The sequence below is a fragment of the Bacteroides faecalis genome (genome assembly GCF_003865075.1).
Classification (GTDB): domain Bacteria; phylum Bacteroidota; class Bacteroidia; order Bacteroidales; family Bacteroidaceae; genus Bacteroides; species Bacteroides faecalis.
The window spans coordinates 79,176-95,037 of record NZ_BHWB01000007.1; the positions used below are offsets into that span (position 1 = coordinate 79,176).

General features: G+C 34.4%; 16 protein-coding genes and 1 tRNA gene. 3 read left to right on the forward strand and 14 right to left on the reverse strand.

The features are described 5' to 3' along the window. Positions 1–66: 66 nt before the first annotated feature. From tnpB to EJF25_RS13145, 10 genes are all read right to left on the reverse strand, one after another. Positions 67–435: an IS66 family insertion sequence element accessory protein TnpB gene (gene tnpB, locus EJF25_RS13095; RefSeq protein ID WP_005678154.1), complete on the reverse strand. Its 369-nt coding sequence runs from the start codon at positions 433–435 to the stop codon at positions 67–69. After that, positions 419–775: an IS66 family insertion sequence element accessory protein TnpA gene (tnpA, locus tag EJF25_RS13100; protein WP_125041521.1), complete on the reverse strand. Its 357-nt coding sequence runs from the start codon at positions 773–775 to the stop codon at positions 419–421. Before tnpA ends, tnpB begins: the two co-directional genes overlap by 17 nt. Positions 776–1,117: 342 nt before the next feature. After that, complete coding sequence (locus tag EJF25_RS13105; RefSeq protein ID WP_125041522.1) at positions 1,118–4,849, reverse strand: nSTAND3 domain-containing NTPase; 3,732 nt, start codon at positions 4,847–4,849, stop codon at positions 1,118–1,120. 334 nt (positions 4,850–5,183) lie between these two features. After that, positions 5,184–6,098 carry a DUF5712 family protein gene (locus tag EJF25_RS13110; protein ID WP_125041523.1) on the reverse strand — a complete coding sequence of 305 codons (915 nt, stop codon included), beginning with the start codon at positions 6,096–6,098 and terminating at the stop codon, positions 5,184–5,186. A 4-nt stretch (positions 6,099–6,102) separates the two neighbouring features. Beyond that, positions 6,103–6,687: a BfmA/BtgA family mobilization protein gene (locus EJF25_RS13115; RefSeq protein WP_125041524.1), complete on the reverse strand. Its 585-nt coding sequence runs from the start codon at positions 6,685–6,687 to the stop codon at positions 6,103–6,105. 284 nt (positions 6,688–6,971) lie between these two features. Beyond that, a complete protein-coding gene (locus tag EJF25_RS13125) occupies positions 6,972–7,304 on the reverse strand; it encodes a helix-turn-helix domain-containing protein (RefSeq protein WP_005679707.1) in 333 nt (110 codons plus the stop codon). 129 nt (positions 7,305–7,433) lie between these two features. Next, positions 7,434–8,054: an RteC domain-containing protein gene (locus tag EJF25_RS13130; protein ID WP_235016812.1), complete on the reverse strand. Its 621-nt coding sequence runs from the start codon at positions 8,052–8,054 to the stop codon at positions 7,434–7,436. 19 nt (positions 8,055–8,073) lie between these two features. Beyond that, on the reverse strand, positions 8,074–9,393 hold the full coding sequence (locus EJF25_RS13135; protein WP_125041525.1) for an MATE family efflux transporter: 1,320 nt from the start codon (positions 9,391–9,393) through the stop codon (positions 8,074–8,076). A gap of 298 nt (positions 9,394–9,691) precedes the next feature. After that, entirely contained in the window at positions 9,692–10,045 is a 354-nt protein-coding gene (locus tag EJF25_RS13140; protein ID WP_125041659.1) for a cupin domain-containing protein, read from the reverse strand. A gap of 100 nt (positions 10,046–10,145) precedes the next feature. Beyond that, a complete protein-coding gene (locus EJF25_RS13145; RefSeq protein ID WP_122287282.1) occupies positions 10,146–10,715 on the reverse strand; it encodes a Crp/Fnr family transcriptional regulator in 570 nt (189 codons plus the stop codon). A gap of 216 nt (positions 10,716–10,931) precedes the next feature. Between EJF25_RS13145 and EJF25_RS13150 the strand changes: the two genes are divergently transcribed. The 3 genes from EJF25_RS13150 (at position 10,932) to EJF25_RS13160 (ending at position 11,901) form a co-directional block, all read left to right on the forward strand. Then, positions 10,932–11,246, forward strand: a complete 315-nt coding sequence (locus EJF25_RS13150; protein ID WP_125041526.1) for a helix-turn-helix domain-containing protein — start codon at positions 10,932–10,934, stop codon at positions 11,244–11,246. After that, a complete protein-coding gene (locus tag EJF25_RS13155; RefSeq protein WP_125041527.1) occupies positions 11,233–11,526 on the forward strand; it encodes a DUF3876 domain-containing protein in 294 nt (97 codons plus the stop codon). The genes EJF25_RS13150 and EJF25_RS13155 overlap by 14 nt, the downstream gene beginning before the upstream one ends. A gap of 81 nt (positions 11,527–11,607) precedes the next feature. Continuing rightward, a complete protein-coding gene (locus EJF25_RS13160) occupies positions 11,608–11,901 on the forward strand; it encodes a helix-turn-helix domain-containing protein (protein ID WP_002560566.1) in 294 nt (97 codons plus the stop codon). Positions 11,902–12,186: 285 nt separating this feature from the next. On the opposite strand, the gene EJF25_RS13165 is transcribed toward EJF25_RS13160, so the two are convergent. The 4 genes from EJF25_RS13165 to EJF25_RS13180 all read right to left on the reverse strand — a co-directional run bounded on the left by EJF25_RS13165 (position 12,187) and on the right by EJF25_RS13180 (position 15,564). Beyond that, positions 12,187–13,407 (reverse strand): site-specific integrase, encoded by a 1,221-nt coding sequence (locus EJF25_RS13165; protein ID WP_125041528.1) that lies wholly within the window; start codon positions 13,405–13,407, stop codon positions 12,187–12,189. Between the two features lie 242 nt (positions 13,408–13,649). Further along, positions 13,650–13,722, reverse strand: a tRNA-Lys gene (locus EJF25_RS13170). A 94-nt stretch (positions 13,723–13,816) separates the two neighbouring features. Then, on the reverse strand, positions 13,817–14,950 hold the full coding sequence (locus tag EJF25_RS13175; RefSeq protein WP_125041529.1) for an AI-2E family transporter: 1,134 nt from the start codon (positions 14,948–14,950) through the stop codon (positions 13,817–13,819). Positions 14,951–14,967: 17 nt separating this feature from the next. Continuing rightward, positions 14,968–15,564, reverse strand: a complete 597-nt coding sequence (locus tag EJF25_RS13180; protein WP_025074126.1) for a thymidine kinase — start codon at positions 15,562–15,564, stop codon at positions 14,968–14,970. Positions 15,565–15,862 lie beyond the last annotated feature (298 nt).

The following is a 15,862-nucleotide window of genomic DNA, read 5'->3' on the forward strand; positions in this document are numbered from 1 at the left end:
TATCTTATTATAATGTAAAGATACTGAAAATCGTACAGCTATACAAGTTTAGGAAGCTCTTTTTAATCAATAAAATCCTTCTTTTCGACCGGCTTTAAGACGTTTGAGTCTATCACTCGGATTATCGGTTATGCCTTCCACCATCAGTACTAAATCACGCCATTCCATGGGATAGGAACGGCTTTCACTATCATAGGAAGGAAGTCTGAAGGTACCTTCCTCAAGGCGTTTTATGTATAAAACCATACCTCCGTCTTCGGCATGCAGAAGTTTCATGGTTGTTCTGCTTCGGTTGACAAAGATAAACACATCGCCAAGTCGAACGTCATATCCCATTTTATCATGAACAAGCCCACAAAGGGAATTTATTCCTTTGCGCATATCTGTCTTCCCGGGACACAGGAAGTAGCGCATCGTATCATTCAGGCAGAACATGGCTACATAATTTACTGATCAGGCCATAAATAATCTCCGGATTACTTAGGATGTTGAGGTGGATCTTTATGTCGGATGGAAGTTCTATGGTTACATGCCTGTCACCACATGATGAAGTGGGAATGGCAGGAGTATGATTAATATTAAGAGGGATAAACGAATCACCTGTAGGTTCGGTGTGTTTGGTATATGGGTGACTCAATCCATATTTCTTCTTCCAATAATGAAAACAGGAAGCAGGATACGATTCATTATCACAGAAATCCTTTATGGTTAGTCCGCTGGACTGTTGGCGCTGATATAGCGCTAAAAACTCTTCTTTACTCATTGATCGTTTCATAACTACGTTTTTGAACGCAAAGTAATAGAAGAGTTTTTAGGTCTACAATGTGTACTTTATCGGATGCTTACAATATTATGGACAAGTGTAAAAATGTAGTGTTTTAAACGAAAAAAGCAGCTATCTGAATTAGACAACTGCTTGATTTTTCAGTGATCCGCCTGGGATTCTCCTGTGGAAGTTACCATGCTGATATTTAAAACTTTATATTTTTAGCTTCAAGCATATCCCATGAATTATCCCACTAATTTACTATATGCTTTTGCGGTAGTTTGCTCATGGAGAATATTAGAAACAAAGATAAACCTTTTCTTCTGATTTACAAAATCTATAATTCTAAACTTAATCATCTTCAATGAATTTTCTCTTTCTTTCCCAATCTGCATATCTTAATGCGTTTTCAATTTGAGAATTAAGATACTTTTTTATTGGTATTAGTTTTATTCCCAAATCTGATTTTTCCACAATAGAAAGAATATTCCGCCAATCAGAAGCCTCTAAATCGCCGAGATTGACATCACCGCAAACAACTGTTCCGCCATTTCCTCGCCACCATATTTTAGAAAATAAATCAATTTCTTGTGTTAATGATATAAACAGCAATAACACATCTTCGAATAACTCTTTCATTGAGTGTCTTGCTATATCTACAATAAGATTCATTTTTTTATAACTGTCATAATTCTCTTTGCAATAATTCAACAGGAAGTTTTTGGCACGTATACTTGCTTCTTGTGACAAATTCCAAAAAAAAGAATTGTAGAAATGCTCGCCAATTCCTAAATATACTTCTTTTTTATCGTGAAAATCAAAAATATTTTTCAGTATTGGCTCGATTTTAGTGGATTCCCAAATGACATTTAAATATCTGTCTTCATGCAAATAATGTTGATTTTCATTTTTTAAATACAAATTATCAAGATACTCTATAAGAAAATTTTCATCTCGTTGTATAATCTTAGAAAATCCTTTTCTAGTTAGATCAAAATGATTGTCTATTGAATCTTGTTGCAAGTAGAGTTTCTTTATTAAATCAATGTCATTTCCTAATTCCTCAAAGTAGTCTTCTATAATATTGAATTGTACAAAAATTGTTTCGTTTTGTTTTTCGTTTTTATCAATGATTATTTGTAATAATTCTACAAATAAATTTGGTTCAATACTTAAGTATCGCTTTAACCCTCCAAACCATATTGAAGCTTTATCCGGCAATCTTTTTATAGTGTCTTTAATTTGTTCAATATATTTCTCATTAATTAAATTATCTGCCAAGTTGTCATAAAAAGATAACTCCCAAGAATATCTATACTTAAAATCGTTTCCTTGTATAATGTTCCAAATATATTGAGATTTTTCTTGTGTTGTTAGTTGATTCTTGAAGATAGTTCTTGGCACATAACCAGTCTGATTATCTGCATTTATCACTTCGGTCAAAAACTGACAACCTAATTCGAAATTTCTCGAACAATTTTCATCAACAATTAAATCAAATGAATTATTATAGCCCCAATCATTTTTTGCAATGCTTTTTAAGTAAATAAAAGTGTTGTAAAATAATTCAATTTCTTTAATGTCATTGAAAATAAAAGATTTCCTAATCTCTTCTTCTTTCAATTTTTCATATTCTTGGTGATTTTCAAAATCATAGCTTTCCTTGTCTCTGAATCTATCCCAATCTAAAATAAGATACTTTTCATAAGTTGGGTTTGTGAATTTTTGAGATAAAGAAACAAATTCAGAATGTTCTATTCCGTTTCTTTTGCACCATCTAATCTGTTCTTGAACGTAATGACAATGTACAAATGAGTCAGGGATTAAATAATTTTCAATAATAGGTATTAAGAATTGAATGTCATATTCCATTATCTCTTTTATAACATCAGGGCTAACATTTGCATAACTCTGTAATAATCCGAGAGATTCCTCAGGAAATACGCTAAAGTAGTCATTTACATTATTCCAAATATTCTTTCGAAATAACCTAATCCATTGGTTATTGGGAATGGGATACTGATAAAAAGATATTGCATAATGTCTTTCGCTTTTTGTTTGTTGGTATTTAAAAGCAAGAAATGTTTTTGACAATTCATAGAATGCTGTTGAATACAAAACATCCTTTTTTGCTAAACCTTCAATTAAAATTTGAAAAAGTATGTTTTGCCTTTCAAAACCAAAGCGTTCATCTGTCCAGTCAAAAGTTAATACTTCTCTTATTTTATGTATTAGTTCGGGCAGGTGTTCTGGTTTCTTTCTGATAAACTCAAAAGTCAATTCAATAGCATCTTTGAGCTTATTTTGAAATCGAAAAAAGTTACCAAGTAATTCAATAACAGAATTTTGACTATAAGCAAAATCGTTTGTTTCATATTTTACTTCATAATTAATGCCACGAGGTAAAGGCAGTTGGTTTATTTCATTGTAAACATACAACAATGTTTCTTCTTGCAGATAAAACCAAAATGTTTCTAAAAATTCAAATGCTCTTTCTTCTTTATTTTCAATTGATTTTAAATAGTTTCGAAGAATAGGTTGAAGTTTTTGCATCACATTTTCAAAACCGAATGTATTGTTTGCAGGAATAACACAATCTTTAAACCGATTTTTATTTTCATTAAAATACTTCTTTAAAAGTGTTTCAAATGAAAGCAAATTATCTTTTATAAATGCTTTATAGAAAAAGAAAATTGCTAGATTTTGTTCGGGAATTTTCACATAATCATATCGAATTTCCACTAGTTCCAATCTGTCTAATTTTTCTATTGCATCAATGAATGATGAATAATCAATATGGAAATTTAGTAAAATTAGTTCAATTGTATTTTTGTCTTTATAAGGCACTGCATTGAAAAAAGCAATAATCCCCAAGCATTTGATATTAAACTGATTGGAGAACTCTCCATCATCATTTATAAATGTTGAGAAATATTTTTCAAATAAATCGGATACGTCTGCTAAAGCATAAATATTTTGCTCCTGTTTTGCAAGCAATGCTGTCATAATTGCAAGTCGAGGATTACCATCTGCGATACGAATAATTTCTTTATGAAACTGCCAATTTGAGATATTAAAAGGCTCTGCCTTAATAATATCAGTAATTTGTTCGTCTGAGAACTTTTTTAAAGTGTATTTGACAGGTGCAAATCCAAAACAATAACTTTCAACAATTGGCAAAGCATAGTCTCTTGCAGTAATAACAATCTTCAAATTCCCCTGCCGTTGCGACTTGTAAAAACCGGTAATTTGATTAAAAGCATCTATTCTGTTAGCATCATCAACGAAAAGTATATAATCTTTCTTGTCATCAAAATGTTGATATAAATCACTTAACAATTCACAATTTTTATACGAAAGACAAAAAGCATTATAAGATAAGTTTTCCGCTAAAAAACTATTAATTGCTTCAATAGCTATTTTAGTTTTTCCAACTCCTGCAATACCAGTAATTATTAAAAAATCTTTTTGTTTGATTACTTGTTTAATGTTCTCCAATTCTTCCTCTCTGTGCAGAAACGTATTATTCAAAGGTGTTGCTATACCTTTAGATGCTTTATTGTATTCATCAACAAAAGTTCTAATAGAAACAATTTGTCCTGTATCCAAAGGTAATCCTAGATACTTGTGAACTATATCTCTATGCTGTAAATGTAGTTCTAGTGATAGAGAATCAAGTGTATAAATTGTTAATGCAATTTTAGTCTTTCCCAGTAAATTTTTCAAAGATTGAATTTCATCTACATTTAAGTTGAAGTTTATACAAAGTATTATTTCTACAATCTGATTTATCGGAATTTTTGTTTTTGTAGTATCAAGACATTTTTCTATATCTTCTCGCAATTTTGATACACCTTTTGTAATATTGGTTGAGTATTCTACAAATACATATTTACCATTAGGCAACAACAAAAAAGTGTCAGGTGTTCCTTTTATTGTTTTTTGTTTTCCGCTCTGACTTCCAACTCTCGAAAAAGCACGATAATTCTCGTTTTTAAGAATTAAAAAGCTATCGCATAATTCTTGAAAAACAGTTTCGTTTATACTTGCAAGGGCATTTTCTATGGTTTGTAATCTACTCATTTGTTATCATTTTAACTTTACATTATTATTACATTGCATTAGGAAAACTGACTTAATGCAGAAAAAGGAAAATTTTGTCCTAAAGTGATTCCCTTCTTGCTTGTAAAATTAGTAAATATTTGAAAAACAGCCATAATTACATCTAAAATATTTTTTAATAGTCTAGCAAAACTGCTGATGAACACTAATTATAGATTTACTTTCTTTTACTTCGTTCTGTAACCTCATGGTATTAGGCGTTTTTTCCATGAGTTTTCGCCCTCTAAACGGACAAGGAAGCATGAGTGGGGAATAACTGACATAGGTACAAGAAATAACTTCGGTAACAACAGGGCTATCGCCTGAATCCTCGCTTAGACTTCTTCTTTTTTCTTTTCATCGGGATTTGTTGTTCTTCATTGCTGTTGTTTGGCTGAGGAGTGGGCAAGCCCAACAAAGAAGATAATACTAAATCTGGTACATTAATATTAATCTGCATATTATCAGCCTGTTGTAGCGTTTGTATATCCGGCTGTATCGCTGTCCCAACATTTTGCTGATTAATTGGTTGTATCTCCGTATTTGCAATCTGTCCTTGCTGCATTTTAAGTTGCTCGGCAATGCTGCCGTTCTTCATCGTGTTGTTATACTCAAAAGATTCGGTTAACTGTCTTTCGTAGCCGAACAGTTTATCAAATCTCTGTTCCACTTGTTTAATTAGATTCACCCGATCAAAACCTCCTTTGATTATCCCGTTCTTGCTATTTTTATGATTGGTAAGCGGTGATAGCTTCTTTTTATTGGTTTGGTCTTTCCTGCTCATAATCAAATGACAGTGCATATTCAATTCATTATCTGAACGATTGCGATCAAAATGAATTTTGCCATAGAACTTTATATTCGATGCAGATAGTTCTTTGTTGAAGTTCTTGGCATATTCAGGAATAAACACTTCACGGATATATCGCTTCATTGCTTCGGCTTGTTCCTGTTCCGTATTACCCATCGCTCGGAGTTCTTTTTCCGATGGACTGACATGAATAGCATAAAACTTAGCATCCGTTTTTAGGAGTTGCCCGATATTACTATCTATATCTTTTATAACCATTGATTTATAGATGTTATCATCTGTCAGATTGAAAAAGCCTTCTGTATAGATACCCTTTTCCATTCGTTCTAAATCCTCATGTTCTAAATAATTGGCTAACAGCCGGCTACTGCCTGCATTATTATATGTACCCTTCGATGGTGGGGCAAAGTCTATGTGCATAATCCTAGGTATTTATCAGATTGTTGATTGCTGCTTTTAGGTTATCTTTTCTTTTACTATCCATCACCCCACAAGCAGAAAGTTCTGAATAGAGTTGTATTAAGTGAAACAACTTTTTATAATCCCGCTGGTGTATTTGGTAAAGTGCGTTAATTTGTTTGGACTGACTGTTTATCACATCGGCATGATTGCAGAACTGTTCACTCAATTTTTTGAGTACGGCTGTTTGCCTTTCCTGACTAGCTTCCAGTTGAGAGAGAATAAGAGTTTCCAAAGTTTTGCCGATAGTATCGAAACGCAAAGCGATAGAATTTGTAGTCCGTATCATGGGATTTAGCTGTTCTTCTTCATAGTGGCGGATGAAGCGGATAATGTCGTCCTGTCGTTTGTTTATTTTCGCCAGTTCTGATTTTACGGATTCGGGTGCTTCGGATGGGTTGATATGCGCCTTATCTATATACCCGAACGCCAACTTTACAACTTCACTCTTTTTCAGTGAACAGCGTTTGCATATCTTCTCTACCAAAGCTGCCGTTTCCTTGTCTATGGAAATGGTAGTGAATATCGTTTTTCGACTGCTGTTTGGCATGATAATTACTTTTTTATAGAAATTTGAATAGATAAATACCTGATAATAAGCATTTCAAAGAAAATACTTATTACAGGTGTCATTACAGCGTGTTCTTGTAACACGCTAAAGCCAAAGGCTTTGCCCCGCAGGGCAAGAGGGAAGAACAGGACTTGTCCGGTTCCCTCTTGCTCGATTTAGCGAAACGGGCTGAACCGATAGGTGAGGCAGTTTGTGCTAAATCGGGGTGGTGGCACAGAGGAATAGCCTGAACACAGGCTTCTTTCCTTTGCTACTTTTTGCTATCAGGGCTGGTTTGCTAACTGATTGGCTTTTTCAAACTGTTTGTAGGTTTGAGAATCAGCATATTCACGGACAAAAGCCCGAATATCGCTGGCTCTATAATATGTTTTCCGTCCAATGGTAAAGTAGGGAAGTACACCTTTTGCCCGATAGCGTTGTAGGGTTCTGAAAGATGCTTTCAACAGAAAGGCTAAATCTTGATTATCCAACAGCCTTTCGTTTTCATCAAATACAGTATCGGTATTGATAAGAGATTTCAAGTCTTGTCCGATTTCGGTGAGTTTCTTGGATAGCTTCTCCATCCACTTCTCGAAGTTTTCGTTGTCTATATACATTTTGCTTCAATTTTAAGTTCAACATTATTATTTTCAATCGATTGATGAAGCAAAGTTCGGTAAACGGATGAAATTAAATTAGGGGAGTAGATATACTACACCCCCAATAATTGTTCATAAGTGGCTGATTTATAGATATCCTTTCTTTTTACTTTCTTCGGAAATAGCTTTCCGAAGTATATCCAAAAACTCGGTGCGTTTATTGGCTTTTCGAGAAATTACATTTTCATGCTTTTTGTGAATGTCCCCTAGTTTAATATTGAATAGATATTCAAAGGCTCGTCCGATTTCTGTCAGTGGTGATTCTGTTCCGTTGTGAGTAACCACTCTTTTAGATAGAAACAATCCGCTAACCATCTCCATAACTTCAATGAGATTAGTTTTATCAGTTAGGTAAAGCGGTGATTGCCATGCGGCTTCTATCCTAATAAAGTATTTTGGAAACTCCATTTGTTTATGGATTAGCTCTAACTCTTTTTGAACGAAAGACAAGACTTTATCACAATAGATAAGTTTCAATACATCTTGTTTCGTTCCATACGAAACCTCTAAAGATTTAACCGTCTCAATCTCTATATGAATCAAATTGAGGGTACGAATACGTTTCATATTATCTGTCTCTGAATCTAAATAGAAGATTAACCTTTCCACAAACTCTCTATATGCCTCTTTGATTTGCGGTTCAGGATCACTTTCTGTATTAGAAACTGACAAGAGCTTGAATAGCTTTGTTTCCAGAATATCCCACATAGATAAATCGTTGTTAGGATTAAATATTCTTATTGAACCACCTGCCTTTTTTCATATAAACATAAGACATCAGTAATAACACTAACACATATATTTGCTCGGAAGTCCAATATGCTGCAAGCGGAATATTCGGAAATTGGGACAAAGCAAATAGATATGACAGGTAGATAATAATATTAATCATCTGGAATACAAAAACTACTTTCGTATTGCCTGTGCCTATTACTGTATTGCAATATGTATAAGCTGGCACAGAGATGATAAACGTAGAAAGCATTACACAGAATGGGTAAAATGCTTTCTGAACAACTATCTCATCATTAGTGAACAGCCCTAAAAGAGTTCCTGACAAAGCAAAAGATAACAGAATCAATGGAATACCCATTCCATAAGTTAGTAATATGATACGACGGGAAAGTGGCATAACTTCTGGAATTTTATTTGCTCCAATAAGGTTACTAACCAATGAAATAGCAGTAGTCGCAAATGAATTGACAATCACGAAAAAGAGCATTGAGATACTTCTTACTACGTTTGCTGCTGCAAGTTCGCATTCACCTAAATGTTCAATTGCTACAAAGAATAAAAACCAAGGGGCAATGCAAAAAAATGAACGTACCATCGTCCAAACAGAAATATTTAAGAGGTGGAGCGATAATCCTAAATCAAAACTTGCACGCAATCTATACCGTTTCTTATCTATACGCTTCCACATATATAGAATCAAAAACAATAATCCGACAAGCTCCGCAAGTGATGATCCCATAGCAGCCCCACTAATACCCAATTTCGGAAAACCTGCATTCCCGAATATTAGCAAGTAGTTAAATATAATATTGCAGATTACCATAACAATAGAGTTAGCTGTAAGTATTTTGGTATTGGTTGTTCCAACGAAGAAAGCCCGAATTGCCAATAAAGGAAATGCGAACAAATAACTGTAATCACGCCATCCCATGTACTTCATGGTGGCTTGATAGACACTATCAGACGAAATTGTCATGCGAAGTAATACAGGAGAAAACAGTTTGGATAATATGAAAACGATAATGGCAAAAACAGATAAGAAAATCAATCCCTGATAAAATACTCTGCCAACATCCATATATCGCCCTTCACCGTTTCGCCTTGCGATAACAACTTGTGCTCCAAGACTGAATCCAAAGCCGAGCATATAAATGGCAGTGTAATACATTGTAGCCAGTGCCGATGCTCCTAAATCTATCTGACTGACATGACCAAGAAAAATGGAATCTGTGAAATTAATCAATTGTTCCATGAGTAGGCTCACCATGATAGGCAAGTTGATGAGCCATATTTGTTTATATGTATAATTCATTATTCAACTTAATATAACATGACCGTTAAGCACTACTTTTGCAGTGCCATAAATCATAATCAGAAACGTAATTGAGAAAACTCTGTGTTTTGAATAGGGTATAAAAATATAGGTCGAAGACTTATTAGTTCTCCGACCGCCCTGAAGCATTTAAGCTATATACAGAGTTGCCATTTCATAAGTTGAACAATATATTAACTTGTTGAATACATACAAAGGTATACATTTTCAGGGAAATAGAACTATGTAATTGGTTTTTTATTACCTGATATATGCTTCTGTTGCAATAATGGCTCTCTTATTCATTTTTATGTGGTAGCAGTGTTATTAAATCTTCATCGCCTTCCAATAGATAATAAGCTATAAATATTAGAGGACTTGAATCTGATATATTGTCGAAATGTAAAATGGGTTGGTTCTTTGGTTCGTAAAAAGCCTCACCTGCTTTTATCAGATATGAACGTTGCCCTTCCACTTGAAATAATAGAGTTCCTGAAACGACATAACCCACGACTGAGCAGTGATGAAGATGATAATCCGCTTTCCCATTTTGAGGAATCATAATCTTTTTAATTTCTACTTTTGATAAACTTTGTTTATCATGTAAATGAACTGTTAGAAGATCAGTTTTTGTTACTGTATTCTTTTTCATACAAATGCAGCTACTTAGTGATAAAAATAAGGTGAATATCAATACTTTATTCATGATTTCTTTGTTTTGCTGCAAAATTAGGATGAAAGAGATAGTTATTTCATTGACCTATGTTAAGAGATTTAAGCCTACTCAAAGATTCAGGCTTAATACCAAGATAAGATGCAATATGATATTGTGATACATGTTGCTCTATATGCGGAAATGTTTGTAAAAGCAATTTGTATCTATCTAATGCACTATCCATTAGTAGTGATGACTCTTTACGACACTTTCTGATAAATAGTGTGTCTGCAATATACTTTCCTAGTTTATACCATTCATAAGATTCTTGTAATAAGAGTTCATAATTAGATTTGGATAAACTAAGCATAAGAGAATCCTCTAATGCCTGTATGCTTCCTATGCTCGGTTCTTTTGTTAGGAAACTTCTATAGGATGTTGTAAAAGAACCATCTGTGTAAAAATCACTTATATATTCTTCACCGTCTTTTTCTATATAAGAGCGAAGTGTTCCCTTTTCAACGAAGCCAATAAAAGTGCATACTTTACCCTGTTGCAAAAGGAAATCTTTCTTTTTTAACGATATTCTTTCTGTTATGTCTATTAATCTCTCATAAGAGCTATTTGGTAACCCAACCTTTTCTATTATCAATTCCTTTATATCTATGATTTTTTTTTGAACAACAAAAATAGGTATAATATTGCACTGGTGGAATATTATACCTATTTAAATCATATTCAGGAAGTTCTATAGTATGCAATATGCCTAATCATGCCTTGTGGGGACACTTCCAGACAGTTTTGAAAACGGCTCTTGATTCTTCTTTCATTTGCTGGTGAAAATAGAATCAACACGTTTTATAAACCATTAAAAATTAAATGTATGGAAGTAGTAACCATCGAAAAAAGAACATTCTCGTATGTCTGCGAACGGTTCACCGAGTTTGCCAAACGAATAGACAGTTTGTGCAGCACTCATACACAGAAAGTAGAAAAATGGCTTGATAGTCAGGATGTGTGCCTGTTGTTAGGCTTTAGTAAACGAACGCTGCAATATTACCGAAGTAGTGGACGACTGGCTTATTCTCAAATCGGGAGCAAGATTTATTATAAGTCTTCTGATATTGAAAGAATTATTGTAGAGAGTGAAACACAAAATCAATCACCCAAACAAATCATGCCTTATGAAAAGAACTAAAGAAGATTATCCGACCTTTAACCTATTTTCCGTTGTTGGCACATGGGAAAGCGTCAATCTGAATCCTACGGTTATCATCTACCGGAACGACAAAGATTATCTTCTCTCTATTATCTATGTATCAGAAACCACCAAACAGGCTTCACCCGCCACTTATGAAATACAGAAAGAAGGTAGTCTATATTTTATTGATCCTGCTCCTAAACGGATCTACATAGATTATGATCCAGTAAAAGATGTACTTAACCTTTCATCATTGGGTGACTATCTGCGTAATTAATCTATAAACCAGCTAATCATCTAACTGATTAGCCATCCAGCAATTTTGAAATCAATATTTCAATAAAACAATCTTTCAATCATGGAATTAATAAATAAAGATACACCCCAAGTCAAAGAATTTATTTCTTCGCTCGATTCAATGCTGAACGGTATTGAATCAATTGTTAAACACTATAAGCCCCACCTGAACGGAGAACGTTTTCTTTCCAATCATGAGGTTTCTAAAAAGCTCAATGTCAGTTTGCGAACTCTACAAGAATGGCGAGATACGGGATTAATCCCCTTCATCCAGATAAAAGGTAAAATCATATATCGTCAAAGTGATATTGACAAACTACTGCAAAAGCACTACTTTGAAAGCTGGAAAGAATAACCTGCTACCCTCAAAAACATTGTTTTTCGGAATTTAATTTGAATCATTGACTTTTCCAGTGAAGTATTTAGTCTGTGCAAGTCTTTAGATAAAAAATACGCTCGAAATGCAATGAGAGGAAGATTTTTATCTAAACCGAAGGCTTGGACTTGAACAGGCTAAATATGGAACTTACCTTTGTCGATGCTTCATATTGAGTTCTGGAAAACTTACTTCAAAAGAAAAGGATTGAGAAAATGAAATTCATTCTTCCCAATCCTTTTTCAGTATTGGCTACTACCTTTATTATATAGCCAACTCTGACAAGCAGCTATTTACTTTCTGCATATCCTTTAGAATATTCTGATCCAGTACCCGTGCATAGTGTTTCGTTACGTTGGTATCGGCATGACCTAACATCTTGGCTACATTTTCCATACTCACGCCATTCGCTAGGCATATAGAGGTGGCATAGGAGTGCCGGGCTGAATGTGTGCACAGATTTTTCTGCAATCCGCATACATCTGCAATTTCTTTGAGATAGCTATTCATGCGCTGATTACATAATACAGGTAATAGTTTTCCGGTACACTCTGCCACATTTTTATACTTTTCAAGTATAGAAGCTGCCACAGGTAACACAGGAATATTGCACATGATTTTTGTCTTTTGGCGGTTCTTCCTTATCCAAAGTTCCCCTTTGTTGTCTCTTACTAAGTGTTCAGGAGATAAATCTTTTACATCGCTGAATGCCAAGCCAGTAAAAATGCAAAAAACAAAAATATCCCGTACTTGCTCTACTCGCTTAATCGTGAACTCTTTAGAGAGAATGATTTTGATTTCGTCCATTGTCAGGAATTCAGGATCGGTTTCTTCCAACTTGAAGCGGTAGTAAGCGAATGGATCTTTCTTAATCCAATCGTTTTCCAAAGCAATGCGGATAATCTTCTTCAAGTTCTTCAATCGGGTGATAGCCGAATTCTGCGCACAACCTTTTTCAATCTTCAAAAAAGCATCGAACTTAGAAATGAAGTTAGCTTCCAAGTTGTTTAGGGCAATATCCGATAATTGATATTCTTTCTTGATAAATTCCTCCAAATATCGGGTAGTCGTTTCATACCGTTGAACAGTTTTACTAACAAAGTCTCTGCCGATCAGCTTACGACTTTGTTCGTTATGCTCTCTGAATACCTGCAATAGCGTTTTGTTTTCTTCATCCACGCCATAAAACAACTTTCTTACCAGATCGACATTGATAACCTTGTCGGAAGTTTCCAGTTCCCTATAAATTTGGTGTATGCGTGAACGTGTGATTTCTAAGTAGTGGTTCAGTTCCACCGACATACGGTCTTTACCTTTTGAATTTTCTTTTGCTTGATTCCATAAGTTTACAGGGCAGCTTCTTTTGATAGAAATATCTACCATACAGCCGTTTACGGTAATTCTCATGCACACAGGTGCTTCTCCGTTCTTTAATAATTTGCCTTTCTTGATGAAGAACAATACAGAAAATGATTTACGAGCCATTTTTACATCGTTTTTAGAGTTACAAAACTATGTATTCTCTTCCAAAGTAGTACTATGCAAAACACTATGAATCAGTGAGAAAGATGCAAATTTGTGGGACTTTTTTGAACTAAATTTTAGTCCCACGATTTATCCACCAATAATATGCTTGAAACGGCTATTTTCTGCCACCTGCTAGAAAAAAGAAATCCCCGATAATGTTTGATTATCAGGGATTTGCTTGATTTTTCTTTTGTTTTCAGTGATCCGCCTGGGGCTCGAACCCAGGACCCCAACATTAAAAGTGTTGTGCTCTACCTGCTGAGCTAGCGAATCAATCCTTATTTGCTAATCAGTTATTTCCTGATTGCGGGTGCAAAGGTAGTGACTTTTATTTAATCTGCAAGTGTTTTGTAGAAAAAAGTGCTAATTATTTTTCTTCTTTATTGCTTGTTTCTTGATTATCAGTAACTTCTACCTCGTCATATTTTATTTGTTCTTTGTTGATAATAAAGCGTTGATAGTAGGAAAGCATTAAAGTTGTAAGTGGTAAAGCGATGATCATACCTAGCATTCCCATTAATGATCCCCAAATAGAGAGTGACAAAAGGATAATTGCAGGATTTAACCCTGTAATTTTTCCCATGATCTTAGGAACAAGGAGAGTATCTTGTATGGCTTGAACGATGACAAAGACTGCTAATGCACATGCTATGATAATCCAGAAATTCTGTCCCGTATCGGCAGCTTTGAGGATAGCCAATATAATTGTAGGGAAAAAACCTATTATTTGCAGGTAAGGAACCATGTTTAGAGCACCGATGAAAAGTCCCAGGGCGATGGCCATTGGGAAATCGATAATTAGAAAACCAATACTGAAAAGGATTCCAACACAGAATGCTACAAAAGCCTGGCCCCGAAAATACTTGTTCATGCCGTTCTGTACATCGTAAACCAAATTAGAGGCAAACTTACGATATTTGTTGGGGAGCAGGTGCAACCATCCTTCGGCTATAACTTCATAATCCAATAATATGAAAATAACATATAATAGTATGATGAAAGAAGCGAAAATGCTGAAAATAATATTGAGGGACTCTGCCACTAAAGCCCACATCTTAGGAACCGTATCTTTGATAGCTGCAAGAATGTTCTCTTCACTCAATAGACGGTTTAATGCTTGTAAGTCAATGTTTTCATGGATAAATTCAGAAAGCGTCTTGGGGACATTATTTCCTGCTCCATTAGTGAGGTAAGTAACTAAAAGATCATTCATCCTACCCATTTCTGTGATCATTGGTGGTACTAACAGATAGAATAAAGCAACTCCGACAACTGTAATCAAAAACAGAGCACAGAAAATGGATAAAATCCGGCTCTTTAAACGTAATTTGTATTGGAAGAATTTTACTAAAGGATAAATCATGTAGGCGATTAACCAAGCAATAAAGAAAGGTAATAGCACTCCGCTTAAACGCTGTACCAACATTAATATTCCTATTGCTAAAGCCAATCCGATGGAACCACGTATAAAACTGTCAAATGTAATTTTCTTCCTTTCCATATCTGTTTTTATTGAAACTATACTTGTTTATCTTTCTCTAATGCCTGAAGATAGCATTCTCTGCATAAAGGTTCATATTCTGCGGTCTCACCTAAAAGAAATTGTTTGTCATTTTTCACTGTACGGTGAGAAAAGGAGGCTAGCTGACCACATTTTACACAGATTGCATGTACTTTAGAAACCTCATCGGCAATAGCGCATAATTGGGGCATCGGACCGAATGGATTTCCTTTAAAGTCCATATCCAATCCTGCGATGATTACACGAATACCGTTGTTGGCAAGTTGATTACATACATCAATTAGCCCATTATCAAAGAATTGTGCTTCGTCAATGCCGACAACATCTATTTCGGAAGTGAACAATAGAATACTAGCCGATGAGTCGATGGGAGTAGATGCAATAGAATGACTGTCGTGAGAAACAACTTCTTCTTCAGAGTAGCGTGTGTCAATGGCCGGTTTAAATATCTCTACACGTTGCCGGGCAAATTGCGCTCTCTTCATTCTTCGAATCAGCTCTTCCGTTTTCCCTGAAAACATAGAACCGCAAATTACTTCTATTCTACCTCTTCTTCTAGTTTCTAGTATGTGATCTTCTGAAAATAAAACCATGTGATTTTGTGTTATCTTTATTAAATGAATATGTGTACAAAGGTAATATAACCTTGGAAATTTCATTGTTAATGGAGAATTTTTTATTTTTCATATCCCTTTATTAATCTGGTGGTAAGAAATAAGATTCGTATATCTACTGTAAAATATCTCTGATATTTTACTGGAAAATCTCCATATATATGTTTAAGTGAAGCTTTTAAAGCAGAATCTCTTATATATAAGAACTGTTAAATTATTCTTTATTTTAAGTTATTGCGCAATTTATTTCTAAATTCGCATAATAAATAACGATAAA

Excerpts from the sequence above, each read along its gene's own strand:
- EJF25_RS13165 (WP_125041528.1), bottom strand. The coding sequence starts at position 13,407 with ATGGCTCGTAAATCATTTTCTGTATTGTTCTTCATCAAGAAAGGCAAA.
- EJF25_RS13160 (WP_002560566.1), top strand. The coding sequence starts at position 11,608 with ATGGAATTAATAAATAAAGATACACCCCAAGTCAAAGAATTTATTTCT.
- EJF25_RS13175 (WP_125041529.1), bottom strand. The coding sequence starts at position 14,950 with ATGGAAAGGAAGAAAATTACATTTGACAGTTTTATACGTGGTTCCATC.
- EJF25_RS13115 (WP_125041524.1), bottom strand. The coding sequence starts at position 6,687 with ATGCCAAACAGCAGTCGAAAAACGATATTCACTACCATTTCCATAGAC.
- tnpA (WP_125041521.1), bottom strand. The coding sequence starts at position 775 with ATGAAACGATCAATGAGTAAAGAAGAGTTTTTAGCGCTATATCAGCGC.
- EJF25_RS13150 (WP_125041526.1), top strand. The coding sequence starts at position 10,932 with ATGGAAGTAGTAACCATCGAAAAAAGAACATTCTCGTATGTCTGCGAA.
- EJF25_RS13105 (WP_125041522.1), bottom strand. The coding sequence starts at position 4,849 with ATGAGTAGATTACAAACCATAGAAAATGCCCTTGCAAGTATAAACGAA.
- EJF25_RS13135 (WP_125041525.1), bottom strand. The coding sequence starts at position 9,393 with ATGAATTATACATATAAACAAATATGGCTCATCAACTTGCCTATCATG.
- EJF25_RS13125 (WP_005679707.1), bottom strand. The coding sequence starts at position 7,304 with ATGTATATAGACAACGAAAACTTCGAGAAGTGGATGGAGAAGCTATCC.
- EJF25_RS13155 (WP_125041527.1), top strand. The coding sequence starts at position 11,233 with ATGAAAAGAACTAAAGAAGATTATCCGACCTTTAACCTATTTTCCGTT.
- EJF25_RS13110 (WP_125041523.1), bottom strand. The coding sequence starts at position 6,098 with ATGCACATAGACTTTGCCCCACCATCGAAGGGTACATATAATAATGCA.
- tnpB (WP_005678154.1), bottom strand. The coding sequence starts at position 435 with ATGTTCTGCCTGAATGATACGATGCGCTACTTCCTGTGTCCCGGGAAG.
- EJF25_RS13130 (WP_235016812.1), bottom strand. The coding sequence starts at position 8,054 with ATGTGGGATATTCTGGAAACAAAGCTATTCAAGCTCTTGTCAGTTTCT.
- EJF25_RS13180 (WP_025074126.1), bottom strand. The coding sequence starts at position 15,564 with ATGGTTTTATTTTCAGAAGATCACATACTAGAAACTAGAAGAAGAGGT.
- EJF25_RS13140 (WP_125041659.1), bottom strand. The coding sequence starts at position 10,045 with ATGAAAAAGAATACAGTAACAAAAACTGATCTTCTAACAGTTCATTTA.